15 protein-coding genes are annotated in these 18,310 nt (G+C 66.1%); 4 read left to right on the forward strand and 11 right to left on the reverse strand.

The genetic code is table 11. The annotated features are described in order from the left end of the window. Positions 1–8: 8 nt before the first annotated feature. On the reverse strand, positions 9–1,637 hold the full coding sequence (locus LRS53_RS23220; RefSeq protein WP_231357443.1) for an ArnT family glycosyltransferase: 1,629 nt from the start codon (positions 1,635–1,637) through the stop codon (positions 9–11). 258 nt (positions 1,638–1,895) lie between these two features. On the opposite strand from LRS53_RS23220, the gene LRS53_RS23225 reads away from it, so the two are divergent. From LRS53_RS23225 to LRS53_RS23235, 3 genes are all read left to right on the forward strand, one after another. Next, positions 1,896–2,423: a DUF3455 domain-containing protein gene (locus LRS53_RS23225; RefSeq protein WP_064308136.1), complete on the forward strand. Its 528-nt coding sequence runs from the start codon at positions 1,896–1,898 to the stop codon at positions 2,421–2,423. An 85-nt stretch (positions 2,424–2,508) separates the two neighbouring features. After that, a complete protein-coding gene (locus LRS53_RS23230; RefSeq protein WP_231357444.1) occupies positions 2,509–3,036 on the forward strand; it encodes a sigma-70 family RNA polymerase sigma factor in 528 nt (175 codons plus the stop codon). Next, positions 3,033–3,743, forward strand: a complete 711-nt coding sequence (locus LRS53_RS23235; protein ID WP_231357445.1) for an anti-sigma factor — start codon at positions 3,033–3,035, stop codon at positions 3,741–3,743. The genes LRS53_RS23230 and LRS53_RS23235 overlap by 4 nt, the downstream gene beginning before the upstream one ends. A 56-nt stretch (positions 3,744–3,799) precedes the next feature. On the opposite strand, the gene LRS53_RS23240 is transcribed toward LRS53_RS23235, so the two are convergent. From LRS53_RS23240 to amaB, 9 genes are all read right to left on the reverse strand, one after another. Continuing rightward, positions 3,800–4,558 (reverse strand): SDR family oxidoreductase, encoded by a 759-nt coding sequence (locus LRS53_RS23240; protein ID WP_017640609.1) that lies wholly within the window; start codon positions 4,556–4,558, stop codon positions 3,800–3,802. Positions 4,559–4,808: 250 nt separating this feature from the next. Continuing rightward, positions 4,809–6,530, reverse strand: coding sequence for a cis-3-hydroxy-L-proline dehydratase (gene lhpI / locus LRS53_RS23245; RefSeq protein WP_231357446.1), 1,722 nt, complete (start codon positions 6,528–6,530; stop codon positions 4,809–4,811). Between the two features lie 2 nt (positions 6,531–6,532). Further along, the gene (locus tag LRS53_RS23250) at positions 6,533–7,249 is read right to left on the reverse strand and encodes an ABC transporter ATP-binding protein (protein WP_093257132.1); all 717 of its coding nucleotides are present in this window, start codon (positions 7,247–7,249) and stop codon (positions 6,533–6,535) included. Next, positions 7,246–8,121: an ABC transporter ATP-binding protein gene (locus LRS53_RS23255; protein ID WP_231357447.1), complete on the reverse strand. Its 876-nt coding sequence runs from the start codon at positions 8,119–8,121 to the stop codon at positions 7,246–7,248. Before LRS53_RS23255 ends, LRS53_RS23250 begins: the two co-directional genes overlap by 4 nt. Continuing rightward, a complete protein-coding gene (gene livM, locus LRS53_RS23260) occupies positions 8,118–9,398 on the reverse strand; it encodes a high-affinity branched-chain amino acid ABC transporter permease LivM (protein ID WP_017640613.1) in 1,281 nt (426 codons plus the stop codon). Before livM ends, LRS53_RS23255 begins: the two co-directional genes overlap by 4 nt. Positions 9,399–9,402: 4 nt before the next feature. Then, positions 9,403–10,317, reverse strand: coding sequence for an ABC transporter permease subunit (locus LRS53_RS23265; protein ID WP_017640614.1), 915 nt, complete (start codon positions 10,315–10,317; stop codon positions 9,403–9,405). 96 nt (positions 10,318–10,413) lie between these two features. Further along, on the reverse strand, positions 10,414–11,535 hold the full coding sequence (locus LRS53_RS23270; RefSeq protein WP_231357448.1) for a branched-chain amino acid ABC transporter substrate-binding protein: 1,122 nt from the start codon (positions 11,533–11,535) through the stop codon (positions 10,414–10,416). 482 nt (positions 11,536–12,017) lie between these two features. After that, the gene (gene amaA / locus LRS53_RS23275; protein ID WP_231357449.1) at positions 12,018–13,295 is read right to left on the reverse strand and encodes an L-pipecolate oxidase; all 1,278 of its coding nucleotides are present in this window, start codon (positions 13,293–13,295) and stop codon (positions 12,018–12,020) included. Between the two features lie 24 nt (positions 13,296–13,319). Further along, positions 13,320–14,810 carry an L-piperidine-6-carboxylate dehydrogenase gene (gene amaB, locus LRS53_RS23280; RefSeq protein WP_331275311.1) on the reverse strand — a complete coding sequence of 497 codons (1,491 nt, stop codon included), beginning with the start codon at positions 14,808–14,810 and terminating at the stop codon, positions 13,320–13,322. A 113-nt stretch (positions 14,811–14,923) separates the two neighbouring features. Here amaB and LRS53_RS23285 point away from each other — a divergent pair, with 113 nt between their 5' ends. After that, entirely contained in the window at positions 14,924–15,808 is an 885-nt protein-coding gene (locus LRS53_RS23285; protein ID WP_007162643.1) for a LysR substrate-binding domain-containing protein, read from the forward strand. Positions 15,809–16,117: 309 nt separating this feature from the next. Here the strand turns inward: LRS53_RS23285 and pnp are convergent, their stop codons facing one another. Further along, positions 16,118–18,220: a polyribonucleotide nucleotidyltransferase gene (pnp, locus tag LRS53_RS23290; protein ID WP_231357450.1), complete on the reverse strand. Its 2,103-nt coding sequence runs from the start codon at positions 18,218–18,220 to the stop codon at positions 16,118–16,120. Between the last annotated feature and the right edge of the window lie 90 nt (positions 18,221–18,310).

The following is an 18,310-nucleotide window of genomic DNA, read 5'->3' on the forward strand; positions in this document are numbered from 1 at the left end:
CAGCGGCCTCAGGGCAGGTAGTAGGCCTGCCAGCGGTTGTCGTTGAAGCGCCCTTCCAGCACCGGTCGGCGACTGGCCAGCGGGGTGCCGGCCAGAGCGGGCTGGCTGTCGGCGTCGAGCAGCACATAGGCGGGTCGGGTGACCTGGGCGAGCTGCGCCGCCTGGCCGATATCGAGGAAGGTCGGCAGGGGCACGTCGTAGTCCAGATTCATCAGGTAGCGAAAGGCCTTGGTGTCCTGGCCCAGGCCAAGGAACACCAGTTGCCCGGGCTCCCCCTGGCGCAGGCTTTCCAGGCGGGTGACAAAGACCCGGGTGTCGTAGCGCAGCGCCTGCATCGGATCCAGCGCCAGCACCACCAGCAGCCATTGCGCCAGGGCTGCCGCGGCCAGGGGCATGCCCAGGCGGAAGGCGCCGCGCTCGCGCCAGGCGGCCACCAGGGCGAACAGCGTCAGGATGGCAAAGGCGCCCAGCAGGAAGCGCAGATCAAGTTCAGGCCACCAGCCCGCGGCCTGCAGCTTGGGCTGCTGTAGCTTGACCAGCACCCCGAGCACCAGCGGGAAGATCACCAGCAGCGGCAGGAACAGCCGCCGTACCCAGGCCAGGGCACCCTGCCCCTGCAGCAGCACCCAGGCGCCGAGGGCGGCGCAGGCCGGGATAGCCGGAAGGATGTAATAGGGCTTCTTGAAGGTGGGTATCGACAGGGCCACCACGATTAGCGTGGCGAAGCCGGCCAGCTGGAGCAGCAGGCGGCTGTCCGCCTGCTCATGGCGCAGCCGCCAGTGGTGCCTCAGCGTCGGCAAGGCCAGCAGTGCCAGGGGAAAGGCCGGCGCATAGCGATAGAGCCCCAGTTGCAGGAAGTACCACCAGGGATAGCCGGCACCGTCGGTGTCGTCCAGCCGCCCGGAGACCTGCATGCGCAGCACGTCTTCGACAAAGACCGGGCCGCCGGTACGCCAGGCCAGGCCAAACAGCAGGGCGCCGCACAGCGCCAGCACCACGGCGCCCACCAGCCCGTAGCCGAAGCTGCGCCGCCAGTCGCCCTGCAGCAGCCAGTAGACGCAGACCACGCCACAGGGCTCGATCAGCCCCAGGGGTCCGCGCACGGCGAAGCCGGCGGCCAGGCACAGGAACACCAGCGCGCGCCGCCGGGGCAGGCCGCGCTGGTCGGCGCTCCACAGCAGATAGAAGCAGCCCAGCGCCGCCAGGGTAACGAACTGATCGAGGCAGATGGAGCGGGCCTTGGCCAGAAAGCCGTTGGTGAGCAGCAGCACCAGTACCGCCAGCAGGCCCCAGGCGCGGGACCGCTCGGCCAGCAGGCGATAGAGCAGACCGACGATGGCCGCGGAGGCCAGCGCGGTGGGAATCACCGTGGCCAGGCGATTGACCTCGCCGAATAGCTGGGCGAAGACGTCGATCAGCAGCGTCGAGGTGGCGGGATAGTCCGGATAGGGCTGTCCGTAACTGGTCGGGAAGGCACTGGCCCCGTGGCGAAACATCTCCTGGGCGAACAGCGCGAAGCGGCCGTCGAAGCCGATGAAAGGCTGCTCCCACAGTCCGAGGGTGAACAGCAGCACCGCCAGCAGGCACAGCGCCAGACTTTCGAGGCGCAGGCGCGCCGGACTCGGGATGGAGGACACGCGGCAGGACTCCGGCAGGCTGGGAAAGACGGGCTCGCGGCCCGCCGCCACTATCGCCGAACAACCTTAGGGATCGCTGAAACCAGGCTGACGGTAGGCTGACAGAAACCGCAGGACAGAGCGGTTCGGCCGTGAGGCGGTGGCGACTATGCCGCTAAATTGAAAATTTTTTATGACAGCTGCATCCAAGGCCCCGGCTGCCGGGTATAGCCCCTACAGTCCAGCCGACTGTGCCCCCTCTCAATCCGGAGCAAGTGCATGAACAATATCTCCAGCCGTTGCAGCATCCTGGCCCTGACCGCCCTGTTGAGCACCCCGCTGCTAGCCCAGGGCGAGCTGCCCGAGGCCGTCCGTGTCCCCGCCGGCAACAGCCTGATGCTGGAAACCGTGGGCAAGGGCACCATCGTCTACGAGTGCCGTGACAAGAAGGACATGCCCGGCCAGACCGAGTGGTTCTTTGTCGGCCCCAAGGCCGACTTGCATGATCGCCAGGGCAAGCCGGTGGGGCGCTACTACGGTCCGCCCGCGACCTGGGAAGCCAGTGACGGCTCCAAGGTGGTCGGCAAGCAACTGGCCGTCGCCCCCGCCGGCGCCGGCAACCTGCCCTATCAACTGGTGGAGGCCGCGCCTGCCGAGGGCAAGGGCGCCTTCCAGGGCACCACCTACATCCAGCGCACCGCGCTCAAGGGTGGCGTCGCGCCGACCAAGGCCTGTACCGCGGCCAACAAGGGCGAACAGCAGACCGTCAATTACCAGGCCGACTATCTGTTCTGGAAGAAGGGCTGAGGTCCAGGGGACAGCCACGACCGGATCGGCTAGGCTCGGCTGATCCGGTCGCCACCCCTGGCGCCCCCGAGCCTGGCGTGACCTAGTGACCGACCGTCCCCATGACCCTGAGGCCCTGCTCGCCGCCTGCGCCCGGGGCGAGCGCGCCGCCCTGCAGCGGCTCTACCAGACCGAGGCGCCGCTGCTGCTGGGCATCGTCCTGCGCCTAGTGCGTGATCGCGGGCTGGCCGAGGACATCCTCCACGACGCCTTTCTGCGCATCTGGCGCGGCGCCGCCGGGTTCGCCCCGGAGCGTGGTTCGGCGCGTGGCTGGATGTGCAGCGTAGCGCGCAACCTCGCGCTCAACGCCCTGCGCGATCGCCAGCGGCTGGTGCCCCTGGCGGACTGCTGGGAACCCCTGGCCGAGTTTGCCGATCCGGTGCGAGAGGCCAACGGCCGCCGCCTGGAGGGCTGCCTGCAGAACCTGGAAGCGCCACGGCGGGAGGCCATCCTGGCTGCCTACCTGGACGGCTGCTCCCATGGCGAGATCGCCCAGCGCCTGCAGGCGCCCCTGGGCACGGTGAAGAGCTGGATCACGCGAGGCCTCAAGGCGCTAAGGGAGTGCATGACATGAACGGCGACACCACCCTGCTCCCGGACGAAGAGCGCGAACGCCTGGCCGGCGAATACGTGCTCGGCACCCTGGACGCCGAGGAGCGTCGGCGGGTGGAAGGTGCGCTGACGACGGACGCCCTGCTGGCAGCCGCCGTGGCGCGCTGGGAGGCGCGTCTGCAGCCGCTGGCCGAGCGGGTGCCACCCGTCCAACCCGGCGCGAATCTGTGGCCGCGCATCGAGCGCAGTCTGGGCGAGGCCGACGCCAAGGTCACCCCCCGGCGCGAGTCGCTGTGGCAGCGCCTGGCGCTCTGGCAGGGCCTGAGTGCGGCAGGGCTGGCCGCCAGTCTGGTGCTCGCGGTGCTGCTACTGCTGCGCCCGGTACCCACGCCAAGTTACCTGGTGGTGCTGGCAGCACCTGACGACCGTACGCCCGGTTGGGTGATCCAGACCGCCAGTGCCCGTGACCTGCAGCTGATTCCCCTAGGGCGCGACGCCGTGCCGAGCGGCAAGGCGCTGCAATTCTGGACCAAGGCCGATGCCTGGCAGGGCCCCGTGTCACTGGGCTTGGTCGAGCCGGGGCGTACCCTGCAGGTGCCGCTGGACCAGCTGCCGCCGCTGGAAGCCAATCAGCTGTTCGAACTCACCCTGGAAGACCAGGGCGGCTCGCCCACCGGCCGACCCACCGGACCGATCCAGTTCATCGGTCGGGCGGTCAAGGTGCTCTAGTCCACTACGAACAGTGCGGTGCTCGGCGATGTTTGATCAGAACCGAGCGAGCGGCCTCAGCTGTTGCGATGGATGTTGAAGTTACTGAACGCCTGGCAGGTCGCCATCAGCTGAATGCGGTTGATGTTGACGTGCTTGGGTTGGTTGAGGGTCCAGTGGATGGATTCGGCGATGTCGTCCGGGGTCAGGGGTTCGGTACCGGCATAGACCGCATCGGCCTTGGCCTTGTCGCCACCGAAGCGCACCACCGAGAACTCGCTTTCCGACAGGCCCGGCTCGATGTTGGTCACCCGCACCCCAGTGCCCAGCAGGTCCGATCTCAGGCTCAGACTGAATTGCTTGAGGAAGGCCTTGGTGGCGCCATAGACGTGGCTGCCCGGATAGGGATAGTCGCCCGCCACCGAGCCCAGGTTGACGATGCCGGCACCGGCGCCATGGGCGATCAGTCGGGGCAACAGCAGGCGGGTGCAATAGAGCATGCCCTTGATGTTGGTATCGACCATGGTGTCCCAGTCGTCCAGGTCGCAGCTCTGGGCGGGGGTGTTGCCCAACGCCAGACCGGCGTTGTTGACCAGGGCGCGCAGCTGGTTGAATTCCTCCGGCAGGCCGGCGACCGCGGCTTCCACGGCGGCGCGATCCTGGACGTCCAGCACCAGCGGCAGCACCTTGGCCTGCCCGGACAATTCCTCGGCCAAGGCGTGCAGGCGATCCTCGCGGCGGCCGGTGATGACGATCGACCAGCCGTCCTTGGCGAAGCGGCGAGCGGTGGCGGCGCCGAAGCCGGAGGTAGCGCCGGTGATGAAGATCGAAGACATGAAAGATTCCTTCTGCGAGGGAGTTTGGCCGAGACCCACGATAGCTCAGGGACGTTGGTCAGGCGAATACTCAGATCGCTGGGAATCCAGCGGATCAGTTATAACGCCTTGGTATCTCGAGGTTTTTCTTGCACTGGCGATTTTTTGAACAGTTCCCGCCAGACCAGGCGCCCTGGGCTTCGCATCCGGCTATGCCAAGCTTATCCACAGGACGATCCACGGAATTCCTGTACAGAACCCGAGCCCACTATCAGCTGGATAAGTCCGCCGATGCGAGCCAGGCGGGCGGTCCGGCCGGCGCCAGTCCGGTGCAGGCCGCTTCCACGCAGGCGGCCAGGCCGGCGAAGCGCAGCTCGCGACCGGTGAGGCCCGGGCCATAGTGGGCGAACTTGCCAGAGTTGGTCAGCAGGGTAAGGGCCAGGGGCGGCACCAGGGGTTCGCCGAGCATGCACCAGCAGGTGTCCCCCACCAGCTGGGCACCGAAGGCTTCCAGTTCGGCCAGGCTACCGTTCCGCCCGGCCGCTTCGCGCACGTCCCGCCCGAGGGTAATCACCAGGGCTACCCCGGGATGCTTGTACCGGCCCCGGCATAGTTCGGCCAGCCGCTGGCATTCCTCGGCAGAGAAATGCGGATTACCCAGGGCTACCAGCTGGACCTCGCAGGCAGTGGCGCTGTCCAGTTCGGCCCAGGCCTGACGCAGATCGGCCAGCTCGATGTCCTCGACCTCCAGCTCAGGCGCGGCGACCGCAGCCAGGGTCGGCGCCTCGGGCGTTACCCCGACCAGATGAAACAGCGGCGCCGCCGAGGTGGTGGCGAAGGCGGCGCCAAAGGCCTTGAGATCGTCGCGGCTGGGCTGGGCGTGTTCCAGCCCCAGCACCGCGGGAATCCGGGTGGGCAAGCGCAGGCCGATCCAGTAGCCGAGCAGCGGATAGAAGGCGTCGTCATGGCCCGCGGGCATGCTGACCCGGAACACCTTGGCCGCGCGGCGGCCGCTGTCCAAGTGGCAGCCGGCCCGGGGTGCCCGTCCGGTCAGGGCGGTGCAGATATCGAGAAAGTCGGCGTACTTCTGGGTGCGCGCGCCCAGCACGCTGTTGGCGAAGACCACGGCGTTGGATTCGGCCCAGACCACCTGCTCGCCCAGCGCGGGAGCACTGTCCAGCAGATAGGGCGCGCAGGTGAAGGTGGGGCGACAACCCAGGGCCACATAGGCCTCGGCCAGAGCGCTGGCCGGCTCGCCCAGCGCCGGGTCGACGCCCTGCTCACGCCAACGACGCTGGTCCACGGACACCGCATTGAGACTGGTGGGCACCCGCACCCGACCGCCCCACTCCACCAGCCGCTGGGCAAAGGCCAGACTGGCCGGGCCGGTGTAGATACAGCCGTCGATATGGGCCTGGGTGATGTCGAGCAGTTCGCGGGCGCCCTGCAGCTGCGCCATGCGTACCAGGATCTTCATGGCCGCCTGGACGGCCTTGCCCTGGGCGCCATCCAGCATCGCCTGGTCGGTCACGCTCAGCTGGAGCTCGGCGATGTCAGGCGGCTCCATTTCGGCAAAGTGGCTATTCGGCGTTCCGACCCAGCCATCGGCTACCGCGATCTCGTCGCACTCGGCCAGGGCCGCGAAGGCTGCGGCGCCTAGGCTGACCACCGGCAGGGAGCGACCGAAGAGTTCTTCCGCGACGATGGCACCCAGGCTGAGGATCTCGTCCGGCTCGGCCAGTACCAGCGCTGCCGGTCCGCGTCCCGCCAGCAACAGCTCCAGGAGCACGGCGCTGCCGGTACAGGAGCCGCGTCCGCTGGGGATGGCCAGTATGCGACCGGCCAGCTCCAGACCGTGCAGGGGATGGTGGCGATCGATCACCCGGCCGCTGGCCGGATCGACGCCACCCCAGAAACTCAGGCCCAGGGGCGCCCAGGCCAGGCGTCCCCGGGCGTGGCCCGCGACCAGAGCGCGCCCGCGGACCGCCGCCATCGTTAGTGACCGCCCAGATAGGCTTCGCGCACCTGGGGATTGGCCAGCAACTCCTGGCCGCTGCCGGTCATGCGGATTTCGCCGGTGACCATCACATAGGCACGGTCGGACAGGCGCAGGGCATGGTTGGCGTTCTGCTCCACCAGGAAGATGGTCATGCCGCTCTTCGCCAGTTCGCGCAGGATCTGGAAGATCTGCTTCACCACGATGGGCGCCAGGCCCAGGCTGGGTTCGTCGAGCAAGAGCAGCTTGGGTCGCGCCATCAGCGCCCGGGCGATGGCCAGCATCTGCTGTTCGCCACCGGACATGGTCATGGCGCGCTGGTTACGGCGTTCCTTGAGCCGTGGGAAGAGCTCGAACATGCGCTGCATGTCCTCGTCCACCCAACGGGTGCCGATGGGAATGGTGCCCATCAACAGATTTTCCTCCACCGTCATGTCAGGGAACACATGGCGCCCCTCCGGCGACTGGGCGATGCCGTTGGAAGCCACGTAGTGGGCGTTCTTGCGAGTGATGTCCTCGCCGCGGTAGAGGATCTGCCCATTGCGCGCCTGGGGCTGGCTGAAGATGGACATCAGCAGGGTGGACTTGCCGGCACCGTTGGCGCCGATCAGGCTCACCGTCTCGCCTTCGTTGATGCTCAGGGAGACGCCTTTCAGGGCCTGGATCGGCCCGTAGAAGACGTCGACGTTGCGAAATTCCAGGATCGGCGTGGTCATGCCACCTCCTCTTCTTCGGCGCCGAGGTAGGCGGCGATGACCTTGGGATCGTTGCGAATGTCGGCCGGCAGGCCGCGGGCGATGACCTGGCCGTGGTCCAGCACCACGATGTGGTCGGAGATGTTCATCACCATGCCCATGTCGTGCTCGATCAGCACCACGGTGATGCGGTGCTGGTCGCGCAGGAGCCGGATCATGCCGGCCAGGGCCTCGGTCTCGGCCGGGTTGAGGCCGGCGGCCGGTTCGTCCAGGCAGACGATCTCCGGGCGGGTGCACATGGCCCGGGCGATTTCCAGGCGGCGCTGCTGGCCGTAGGAGAGTTCGCCAGCCAGGCGGTTGGCGTGGTCCACCAGGTCCACCACCTCCAGCCAGTAGAAGGCCGTGTCCAGCGCCTTTTCCTCGGCGCGGCGATAGCCGGGGGTGTTGAGGATGCCGGTGATCAGGTTGCGATTGCACTGCATGTGCTGCGCCACCAGCAGGTTCTCCACCACCGACATCTCCTTGAACAGGCGGATGTTCTGGAAGGTGCGGGCGAGACCGGCGCGATTCACCAGGTGGGTGCCGCCGAACATCTTGTACCAGAGCCGACTGCCGAACTGCATCGGATTGACGAAGTCGGCCGCCTGGAAGCGCTCGCCCATGATCTTGCCGACGCGGGTCGAGCGACCATCGGCGGTGTCCAGGCGGATCTCGCCATCGGTGGCCTTGTAGAAGCCGGTCAGGCAGTTGAACACCGTGGTCTTGCCGGCCCCGTTGGGGCCGATCAGCGCGGTGATGGACTGGCGTTTGATCTCGAAGGACACGTCCGAAAGCGCCTTGATGCCCCCGAATCTCATGCCGAGACCCTTTACGGTCAGAATGTTGTCGCTCACGGCGCCACTCCCTTGCGAATCGCGAAGCCACTGCGGGCGATACGGATCAGGCCGCGCGGCCGCCACATCATCATCACCACCATGAGCACGCCGAACACCAGCATGCGGATGTCGCCGAATTCGCGCAGCAGTTCGAACAGCAGGGTCATGACGAAGGCCGAGACCACCACCCCGACGGTGGAGCCCAGACCGCCCAGTACCACGATGGCCAGCACCAGCACCGACTCGAAGAAATTGAACGAGGCCGGGTTGATGAAGCCCTGGTAGGTGGCGAAGAACACCCCGGCGAGGCCCGCGGTGGAGGCACCGATCATGAAGGCCGAGAGCTTGACCAGCACGTGGTTCAGACCCATGGCGCGACAGGCGATCTCGTCTTCGCGCAGGGCTTCCCAGGCCCGGCCGACCGGCATGCGGGTCAGCCGGTGCTTGATGTAGAGCACCAGCAGCACCACCAGGAACAGCACGGTGTAGATGAAAATCATGGTCGCGTTGGGGTTGTAGCTGATGCCCAGCAACTCATGGATGGGTACCCCGCCCTCCTTTGCGCGCCGACCGAATTCGATGCCGAAGAAGGTCGGCGACGGCGCGGCGATGCCGTTGGGACCCTTGGTCACCTCCAGCCAGTTGTTGAGCACCAGGCGGATGATCTCGCCGAAGCCGAGGGTGACGATGGCCAGGTAGTCCCCGTGCATGCGCAAGACCGGGAACCCCAGTATCGCCCCCGCCACCGCGGCCAGGATCGCGGCGAGCGGCAGCATGGTCCAGAAGCCCAGCCCCAGATACTGGTAACCCAGCGCCAGGCCATAGGCGCCGATGGCATAGAAGCCGACGTAGCCGAGGTCGAGCAGACCGGCCAGACCCACCACGATGTTCAACCCCAGGCCCAGCAGCACATAGATCAGGCAGAGGATGATCACCGTCAGCCAGTACTTGGTGGCCAGGAAGGGAAAGGCGATGGCGACCAGGATGATGATGGGCAGGATGAATCTGAGATTGGACTTGTGCCCCGGCGGCAGCACATGGACGCCGCCGTCGTTGCGCTTGAAGGACTCGATCCAGTCGCGCCCCTTGGCGGTCTGGCCGAACAGGCTGAGCAGGAAGCGGCCGGCCATGACCACCGCAACCATGATGCCGACGCGGCCGGGCTCGACGTTGTAGCCATAGCCGTCGAGCACGATGCCGACGATGGGGCCGAACAGGATCAGCGAGACCAGGCCAACCATGAGGGTGTCGCGCAGCACGACCTTGAGATCGAAGGAGGAAGACGTCTGACTCATGGATTCACACCTTCGTGACCTGGGGTTTGCCGAGCAGCCCCTGGGGCCTAAAGATCAGGATCGCCACCAGCAGCGAGAAGCTGAAGACGTCCTTGTAGTCCGAGTTCACCAGGCTGGCGAACTGGGCTTCTGAGATGCCGAGGATGATGCCGCCGAGCATCGCGCCGGGCAGCGAGCCGATGCCGCCGAGCACCGCCGCGGTAAAGGCCTTGATGCCGATGATGAAGCCGGCATAGAAGTCGAAGGTGCCGTAGTTGAGGGTGATGAGCACCCCGGCCAGTGCCGCCATGGCCGCGCCGATGATGAAGACATAGGAGATCACCCGGTCGGTGTTGATGCCGAGGATCTGCGCCATCTTGCGATCCTGCTGGGTGGCCCGGCACATGCGGCCGAGGGTGGTCTTCTGGATCACGTAGGTGAGCAGGCCCATACCGATGATGGACGCCACGATGATGAAGATCTTGGTGTAGGTGATGATCACGAAGCCTTCGCCGATGTGCAGGCGCAGAGCGCCGTCGAGCAGCGTCGGTACGCCCTGCTGGCGCGCGCCCTGGGCGAGCTGCACGTAGTTCTGCAGGATCAGCGACATGCCGATGGCCGAGATCAGCGGGGCCAGGCGCGTGGAGTTGCGCAGTGGCTTGTAGGCGATGCGTTCGATGGCCCAGCCGTACACGGAGGTGACCACCACGGTGAAGATCAGGGTGCCGAGGATCAGCACGGGAAAGGAGTGCAGGCCGAACACGCTCAACAAGGCGATGCCGATGGCGGCGAGATAGGCCGACACCATGTACACGTCGCCGTGGGCGAAGTTGATCATGCCGATGATGCCGTAGACCATGGTGTAGCCGATGGCGATGAGTCCGTAGACCGAACCCAGGGTCAGGCCGTTGACCAGTTGTTGCAGGAAGATACCGTCCACGTTTGCAGTCTCGCGTTGGATGGATGACGAGGGCCGCCGGCCGCCCTCTCGTCCTGGGGCGGAGACGAGAAGGCGGCCAGCGGATTCACGCGAGGATCAGGGCAGCTGGTTGTACTTGCCCTTGTCGTCCCATTCGTACATCACGTAGTCGGAGACCTTGAGGTCGCCCTTGCTGTCCCAGCTCTTCTCGCCCAGCACGGTGTTGACGCTGTGGGACTTCAGCCACTCGGCGGCCTTGGCGCCGTCGGCGCCCTTGATGCCGTTGAAGGCAGCGGCCACGGCCTGCAGCGAGGCATAGGAGTAGAGGGTGTAGCCCTCGGGCTCGTAGCCGGACTTGCGCAGGGTTTCCACCACGGTCTTGCCGGCTGGGTTCAGCAGCGGATCGGCGCCAAAGGTCATCAGCACGCCCTTGGTGTACTGGGGACCACCGGCGGTGGTGACCAGGTCGGCGGAGACGATGCCGTCGCCGGAAACGAACTTGGCGGTCACGCCCTGTTCGCGCATCTGGCGGACCAGCGGACCGGCTTCGGGGTGCAGGCCGCCGAAGTACACCACGTCGGCACCGGAGGCGCGGATCTTGGTGACCAGGGAGTTGAAGTCCTTCTCGCCGCGGGTCAGGCCCTCGTAGAGCACCTCTTTCACGCCGCGCTTGTTGAGCTGCGCCTTGGTGGCGTCGGCCAGGCCCTGACCGTAGGTGTCCTTGTCGTGGATGATGGCGACCTTCTTGGCCTTGAGGGTATCGACGATGTAGTCGCCGGCCACGATGCCCTGCTGGTCGTCACGTCCGCACATGCGGAACACCCCGGTCAGGCCACGCTCGGTGATCTTGGGGTTGGTGGACGCCGGGGTGATGGAGATGATGCCGGCCTCGTCGTAGATCTCCGAGGCGGGCATGGTGTTGGAGGAGCAGAAGTGGCCGATGACGGCCTTGACCTTCTCGGAGTCCACCAGGCGGTTGGCCACGGCCACGGCCTGCTTGGGCTCGCAGGCGTCGTCGCCCTGCACCAGCTTGATCTTCTCGCCATTGATACCACCGGCGGCGTTGATGTCCGCCGCGGCCTGGGTAGCCCCCTTCCAGAACTGCTCGCCGTAGGCGGCACTGGCCCCGGTATAGGGACCGGCGACACCAATCACGATGTCGGCATGCGCCAGGGAGGAGAGAGTGAACGCAGAACCGATAGCGAGAGCCAGAATGCCTTTTCTGTAAATCTTCGACATGGGAGGTTTGCTCCAGAGGGTGGTTGGCCTGTTCGCCGGAGCAAAGCCTGTGCCATCACCCAGTTGTGTACCGGGCGCAAAGGCCATTTGCCGCCACCGCGACAAGCCAAAACCACCGCTTGCCTACGGCGAGGGCCGCAGTCAGTGGCACGGACTGCCCTTTAGACTTTTGTCTTAACTGGCTCATTAGTCTGAATAATTCCGCATGGCGGTAGCAGCGAGAGTGGCGAAACGCAGCGGTTTGTTACCAGATAGCAACCCGGTTGCACCTGTTTCGCACCAAAACGTAACACCGCCCCCACACTGTGCCACCAAAGTAACCATGATCGCGCCTATCCAAGGTCGCGGGAGCCATCTGTTTCTCGACGTATGCCTGAGCAAGGCAAAGCGGCCGGGTTGCACAGAGTAGGATGCGCAAATCGGCCGCTTGGGAAAGCCATCGCAGGCCAAGGAGCCAGGCATGGCCAGAGATTGGCGGGTCGCTAGAGCACCACGCGCAGGCATTGCCCCGCGTGATAGAGGGTAAAACCGGCTTCGTACATCAGACTGCGCCATTGCCCGACCGGATTGGCATCCAACGGAGCCAGCGGCATTGGCAGCGCGTGGCGATCGCCACTGCACAGATAACGGGCAAAGGCCTGCCCCACCACTGTGCCCGTGGTAACCCCGCGACCGTTGTAACCGGTCACCGCCAGCAAGCCCGGCGCCGGCTCGAACAGGCGCATCAGGTGATCGGGGGTAAAGCCGATGCGGCCCGTCCAGGTGCACTCCCACTCCACCCGCCCGAGCGCGGGGAAATAGTGCCGCTGGATGCGATCGGCCCAGGCGCGGATGAAACCGGCCGGCCGCCCCGCCATGTTGCCCAGGCTACCCAGCAACAGGCGGCCCTCGGCATCGCGGCGGATGCTGCTGAGCACCGTGCGGGTATCCCAGGAGCCACGCCCCTGGGGCAGGATGAAGTCCGCCTCGGGTCCGAGGGGCCGCGAGGCCACCTGGTAGTAGTAACCGGGAAAGAACTGCTTGCGCAGGCTGGTCCATTCGCCTTCGGTATAGGCGTTGGAAGCGATCACCACCTGGTCGGCGGTCACCCGCCCCTGTGGGGTTTCCACCTGCCAGCGATCGCCTACCCGCTGCAGGCGCTGTACCGTGCTCCGCTCGAACAGCTCGCCACCTTCCTGGCGCAGGGCTTTGGCCAGACCCAGGGCATACCCCATGGGCACCAGGGTGCCGGCGCGATGATCGAGCAGCGCGCCACTGATGTCGCGCGTGCCGCAGGCGCTGTAGCAGACCTCGCCTTCCAGCAACTCGACCCGGGCGCCACGCCGCTGCCACTGCTCGGCACGTTGCCCCAGATCGGCCAGGCCCTTGGCGCTATGCGCCATGTGCAGCGTGCCGGCTCGGCGCGGCTGGCAGTCGATGCCATAGCGCTCGATGAGGCCGAATACCTGGCTGGGCGCATCGCCCATCACCCCCAGCAGGCGTTCCCCCACCTCCGGCCCCAGGGTGGCCACCGCCTCGTCCGGCGGGATCCACATGCCAGCATTGACCAGCCCGACATTGCGCCCGGAACCGCCATGGCCGACGCCATGGGCCTCCAGCACCACCACCCGCCGCCCGGCTTGCGCCAGGTGCAGGGCGGTGGAGAGTCCAGTGAAGCCACCGCCGATGACGCAGACCTCGGTGTCACGCTCGCCCTGCAACGGGGCGCCCGGCACCGCCGGATACAGCCGCTCCCACAGGCACTCCTCACGCAACTGCATTCTCGGCGCTCCTGGCGGATCCACTCAGTCGAAGACGATGCCCTGAGCCAGCGGCAATTCGCGGGAATAGTTGACGGTGTTGGTCTGGCGGCGCATGTAGGCCTTCCAGGCATCGGAGCCGGATTCGCGACCGCCACCGGTTTCCTTCTCGCCACCGAAGGCGCCACCGATCTCGGCACCGCTCGGCCCGATGTTGACGTTGGCGATGCCGCAGTCGCTGCCGGTCGCCGACATGAAGGCCTCGGCTTCACGCACGTCGGTGGTGAAGATGCAGGACGACAGGCCCTGGGGCACGGCGTTGTTCAGGGCTACCGCCTCGTCGAAATCGTCGTAGGTCAGCACATAGAGAATGGGGGCGAAGGTCTCGTGGCGTACCGCCTCGCTCTGCTCGGGCATCTCGACGATGGCCGGGGCCACGTAGTAGGCCTCGGGATACTGCTCAGCCAGCTGCCGCTCGCCGCCGTAGACCACCCCGCCCTCGCCCCGCGCCTGCTCCAGCGCACCCTGCATGGCCTGGAAGCTGGCGGCATCGATCAGCGGACCGATCAGGTTGCCTTCCAGCGGATGGCCGATGCGGACTTTGGCATAGGCGGTCTTGAGCCGGGCGACGATCTCGTCCTTGACCGAGCGATGGGCGATCAGGCGGCGCAGGGTGGTGCAGCGCTGGCCGGCGGTACCCACGGCGCTGAACAGGATGGCGCGCACCGCCATGTCCAGATCGGCGCTCGGCGCGAGGATCATGGCATTGTTGCCGCCCAGTTCGAGGATGCTGCGGCCGAAGCGCGCCGCAACCCGCGGTCCTACCTCGCGCCCCATGCGGGTGCTACCCGTAGCGCTCACCAGCGCCACCCGCGGATCGTCCACCAGGGCCTCACCGGCGGCGCGGTCGCCGACGATGACCTGGCTGAGATCGGCGGGGGCATCGCCGAAGCGCGCCAGGGCCTTGTCGAACAGCGCCTGGCAGGCCAGGGCGGTCAACGGGGTCTTTTCCGAGGGCTTCCAGATCACCGGATTGCCGCAGACCAGGGCCAGGGCGGCGTTCCAGGACCAGACCGCCACTGGGAAGTTGAAGGCACTGATGATGCCGACCACACCCAGCGGCTGCCAGCTTTCGCGCATGTGGTGACCTGGACGCTCGGAGGCGATGGTCAGACCATAGAGCTGGCGCGACAGACCAACGGCGAAGTCGCAGATGTCGATCATCTCCTGGACTTCGCCCAGGCCTTCCTGGGTGATCTTGCCGGCTTCCCAGGACACCAGCTCGCCGAGATCGGCCTTGTGGGCACGCAGCTCTTCACCCAGCAGCCGCACCAGTTCGCCACGGCGCGGCGCCGGCACCGCACGCCAGGCCTGGAAGGCGCGCTCGGCCCGAGAGATCTTCTGCTCCACCTCGGCGGCGCTTTCCAGGGCGACGCTGCCCAGTTGGCTGCCGTCGATGGGGGAATTCACCCGATGCTCGCCTTGGGTGTAGTGCTGGGCAGAAACGCCGAGGCGTTCCAACAGGGCCTTGCTCATGCTGAGGTCTCCGCAGAAAGGAAATCGTCCCTGAGTATGGTCAGGCCAGCGGCGCCGGACAACCGACCTTTGCTCGGCATATCATTCCCTTTTTTCATGCCGCGAGTCCGCTCATGCAACGTCGCCACCTGCCGTCCATCACCGCCATGCAGTGCTTCGAGGCGGTCGCGCGTCATCTGAGCTTTACCCGCGCGGCCGACGAGCTGGCGCTGACCCAGAGCGCCGTCAGCAAACAGGTCGCCCAATTGGAGGATCTGCTGCAGCACAGCTTGTTTCGCCGGGTCCGGCGCCGCCTGCAACTGACCCCGGCCGGCGCCCTCTACCTGGCCGAGGTGGACAAGATCCTCAACCAGCTGGAGATGTCGGCACGCTACCTGAGATCCTATGGCGGCGAGACCGAGGTACTGCGCGTGGCCACCCCGCCGACCTTTGGCGAGCGCTGGCTGGTACCGCGACTGAAGGGTTGGCGCCTGCGCTTTCCCAACATCCACCTGGATGTCTCCAGCGCCCTGGAACCGGTGGACTTCCGCGATCCTCGCCATGACGTGGCGTTGTTCTATGGCCATGGCAGCTGGCCGGGTGCCGAGTGCGAACTGCTGCTGCACGAACACATGGTCGCGGTCTGCGCGCCGGACCTGCTGCCCGCCGAGGGCATCGCCGGACCGGAGCAACTGGTGGACTTCGTCTTGCTGCAGAACACCACCCGCCCGGAATCCTGGCACGACTGGTACGCCAGCCTCGGACGCGAGGAGGTCCATAGCCATCATGGGCCGCGCTTCGATACCTTCACCCTCTGCGCCCGCGCGGCCCAGGAAGGTTGCGGGGTGGCCCTGCTGCCGGAATTCCTGGTCGCCGAAGAGCTGGCCTCCGGCCGCCTGGTGCTCGCCTGGCCGCATCGCCTGGCCAGCCCCCATGCCTATTGGCTGGCCTATCCGGAACAGATGGCCGAGGTGCCCAAGGTGCGCAGCTTCATCGAATGGATTCGCGAGAAGGCCTAGCACGGGGCCAATCGCGGCTCAGGCGGTCCGCCGAGTTATCGGCTGATCGCGGCCATGGGCCGCTCCTACCGGTAGTTCTGTCGTAGGAGCAACTGTCTTATCGCGGCCTCGGCGGCGATATAAGGTAGGTTGGGTTGAGACGGCTCTATCGTCGAAGCCCAACATTGCAGGCACTTGGGCCATGTGGGGCTCCGATGGACGGTAGAAGCGGACCGCCAGGACCTCGATGAAATATCCGGTGAGCACCTCACCCCATCAGAAACGAAAAAACCCGGCCGAGGCCGGGTTTTTTCGTTACGCGAGGTCGTCTCAGACGCCGGAGGCTTCCGCCGCCGCCACGTCCTTGATCGACAGCTTGATGCGACCGCGGTTGTCCACGTCCAGCACCAGCACCTTCACTTCCTGACCTTCCTTCAGCACGTCGGTGACCTTCTCGATGCGCTGATCGCTCAGCTGCGAGATGTGCACCAGGCCGTCCTTGCCGGGCAGGATGTTGACGAAGGCGCCGAAGTCGACGATGCGCTCCACCTTGCCGACGTAGATCTTGCCGATCTCGGCCTCGGCGGTGATGCCAAGGACGCGCTGCTTGGCTGCTTCAGCGGCTTCGCGGGTCTCGCCGTAGATCTTGATGGTGCCGTCGTCTTCGATGTCGATCGAGGCCTTGGTCTCTTCGCAGATACCACGGATGGTGGCGCCACCCTTGCCGATCACGTCGCGGATCTTGTCCTGGTCGATCTTCATCGCCAGCATGGTCGGAGCGTTCTCGGACAGCTCGGCACGCGACTCGGAGATCACCTGGTTCATCTGACCCAGGATGTTCAGACGCGCTTCCAGCGCCTGCTCCAGAGCGATTTCCATGATCTCTTCGGTGATGCCGTTGATCTTGATGTCCATCTGCAGGGCGGTGACGCCCTTGGCAGTACCGGCCACCTTGAAGTCCATGTCGCCCAGGTGATCTTCGTCACCCAGGATGTCGGTCAGGACGGCGAACTTCTCGCCTTCCTTGACCAGACCCATGGCGATACCGGCAACCGGGGCCTTGACCGGCACACCGGCATCCATCAGCGCCAGAGAGGCACCGCAGACCGAGGCCATGGAGCTGGAGCCGTTGGACTCGGTGATCTCGGAGACCACGCGGATGCTGTAGGGGAAGGCGTCCTGGGTCGGCAGCATGGCCTGGATGCCACGACGGGCCAGACGGCCGTGACCGATCTCGCGACGGCCCGGGCTACCCATGCGGCCGCACTCGCCAACCGAGAAGGGCGGGAAGTTGTAGTGCAGCATGAAGCTGTCACGACGCTCGCCTTCCAGGGTGTCCAGCAGCTGCGAATCACGGGCGGTGCCCAGGGTCGCGGTGACCAGGGCCTGGGTTTCACCGCGGGTGAACAGGGCCGAACCGTGGGTCTTCTTCAGCGGACCGACTTCGATCTGCAGCGGGCGAACGGTGCGGGTGTCGCGACCGTCGATACGCGGCTTGCCGTCGACGATGTTCTGGCGCACGGTGCGGTATTCCAGCAGACCGAAGGCCTCCTTGACCTCGGCTTCGCTGTACTGACCGTTCTCACCGGCCAGCTTGGCGATGGCCTGGTCACGCAGGGCGCCCAGGGCCGCATAGCGATCCTGCTTGATGGTGATGGTATAGGCACGGGACACGGCCTCGCCGACCTCGGCCTTGACGGCTTCGATCAGGGCGGTGTTCTCGGCAGGCGCCTGCCAGTTCCAGGTCGGCTTGCCGGCTTCGGCGGCGAACTGGCTGATAGCCTCGATGGCCACCTGGAATTCTTCGTGAGCGAACAGCACGCCGCCCAGCATCTGGTCTTCGGTCAGCTCGTCGGCTTCGGATTCCACCATCAGCACGGCGTCACGGGTACCGGCCACGACCATGTCCAGGCTGGAGCTCTGCAGCTGCTCGTAGCTGGGGTTCAGCAGGTAGCCCAGCTCGCTGTGGTAGCCCACGCGCGCAGCAGCGATCGGACCGGCGAAGGGGATGCCGGAAATGGCCAGGGCGGCGGAGGTGCCGATCATGGCGGCGATGTCCGGATCGGACTTCTTGTTGGTGCTGACCACGGTGCAGACCACCTGGACTTCGTTGAGGAAGCCCTCGGGGAACAGCGGACGGATCGGACGATCGATCAGGCGCGAGGTCAGGGTTTCCTTCTCGGAAGGACGGCCTTCGCGCTTGAAGTAACCACCGGGGATGCGGCCAGCGGCGTAGGTCTTCTCCTGGTAGTGCACGGACAGCGGGAAGAAGTCCTTGCCAACGGCAGGCTGCTTGGCACCGACCACGGTGACCAGCACGCTGACGTCTTCGGTGGAGACCAGCACGGCACCGGTCGCCTGGCGCGCGATGCGGCCGGTTTCCAGGGTGAAGGTCTGCTCACCGAACTTGAATTGCTTGATTACTGGATTCACAGTCTTTCCTTCTCTTTATTGCCTTGGGGGAAATCGGGGCGACCAGAGGGATTCGGACCCTCGCTGATCTCCAGGTGACGCAGGCCGATT

It is taken from the genome of Pseudomonas sp. PLB05 (genome assembly GCF_021106615.1).
In the GTDB taxonomy this organism is placed as follows: Bacteria; Pseudomonadota; Gammaproteobacteria; order Pseudomonadales; family Pseudomonadaceae; genus Chryseomonas; species Chryseomonas benzopyrenica.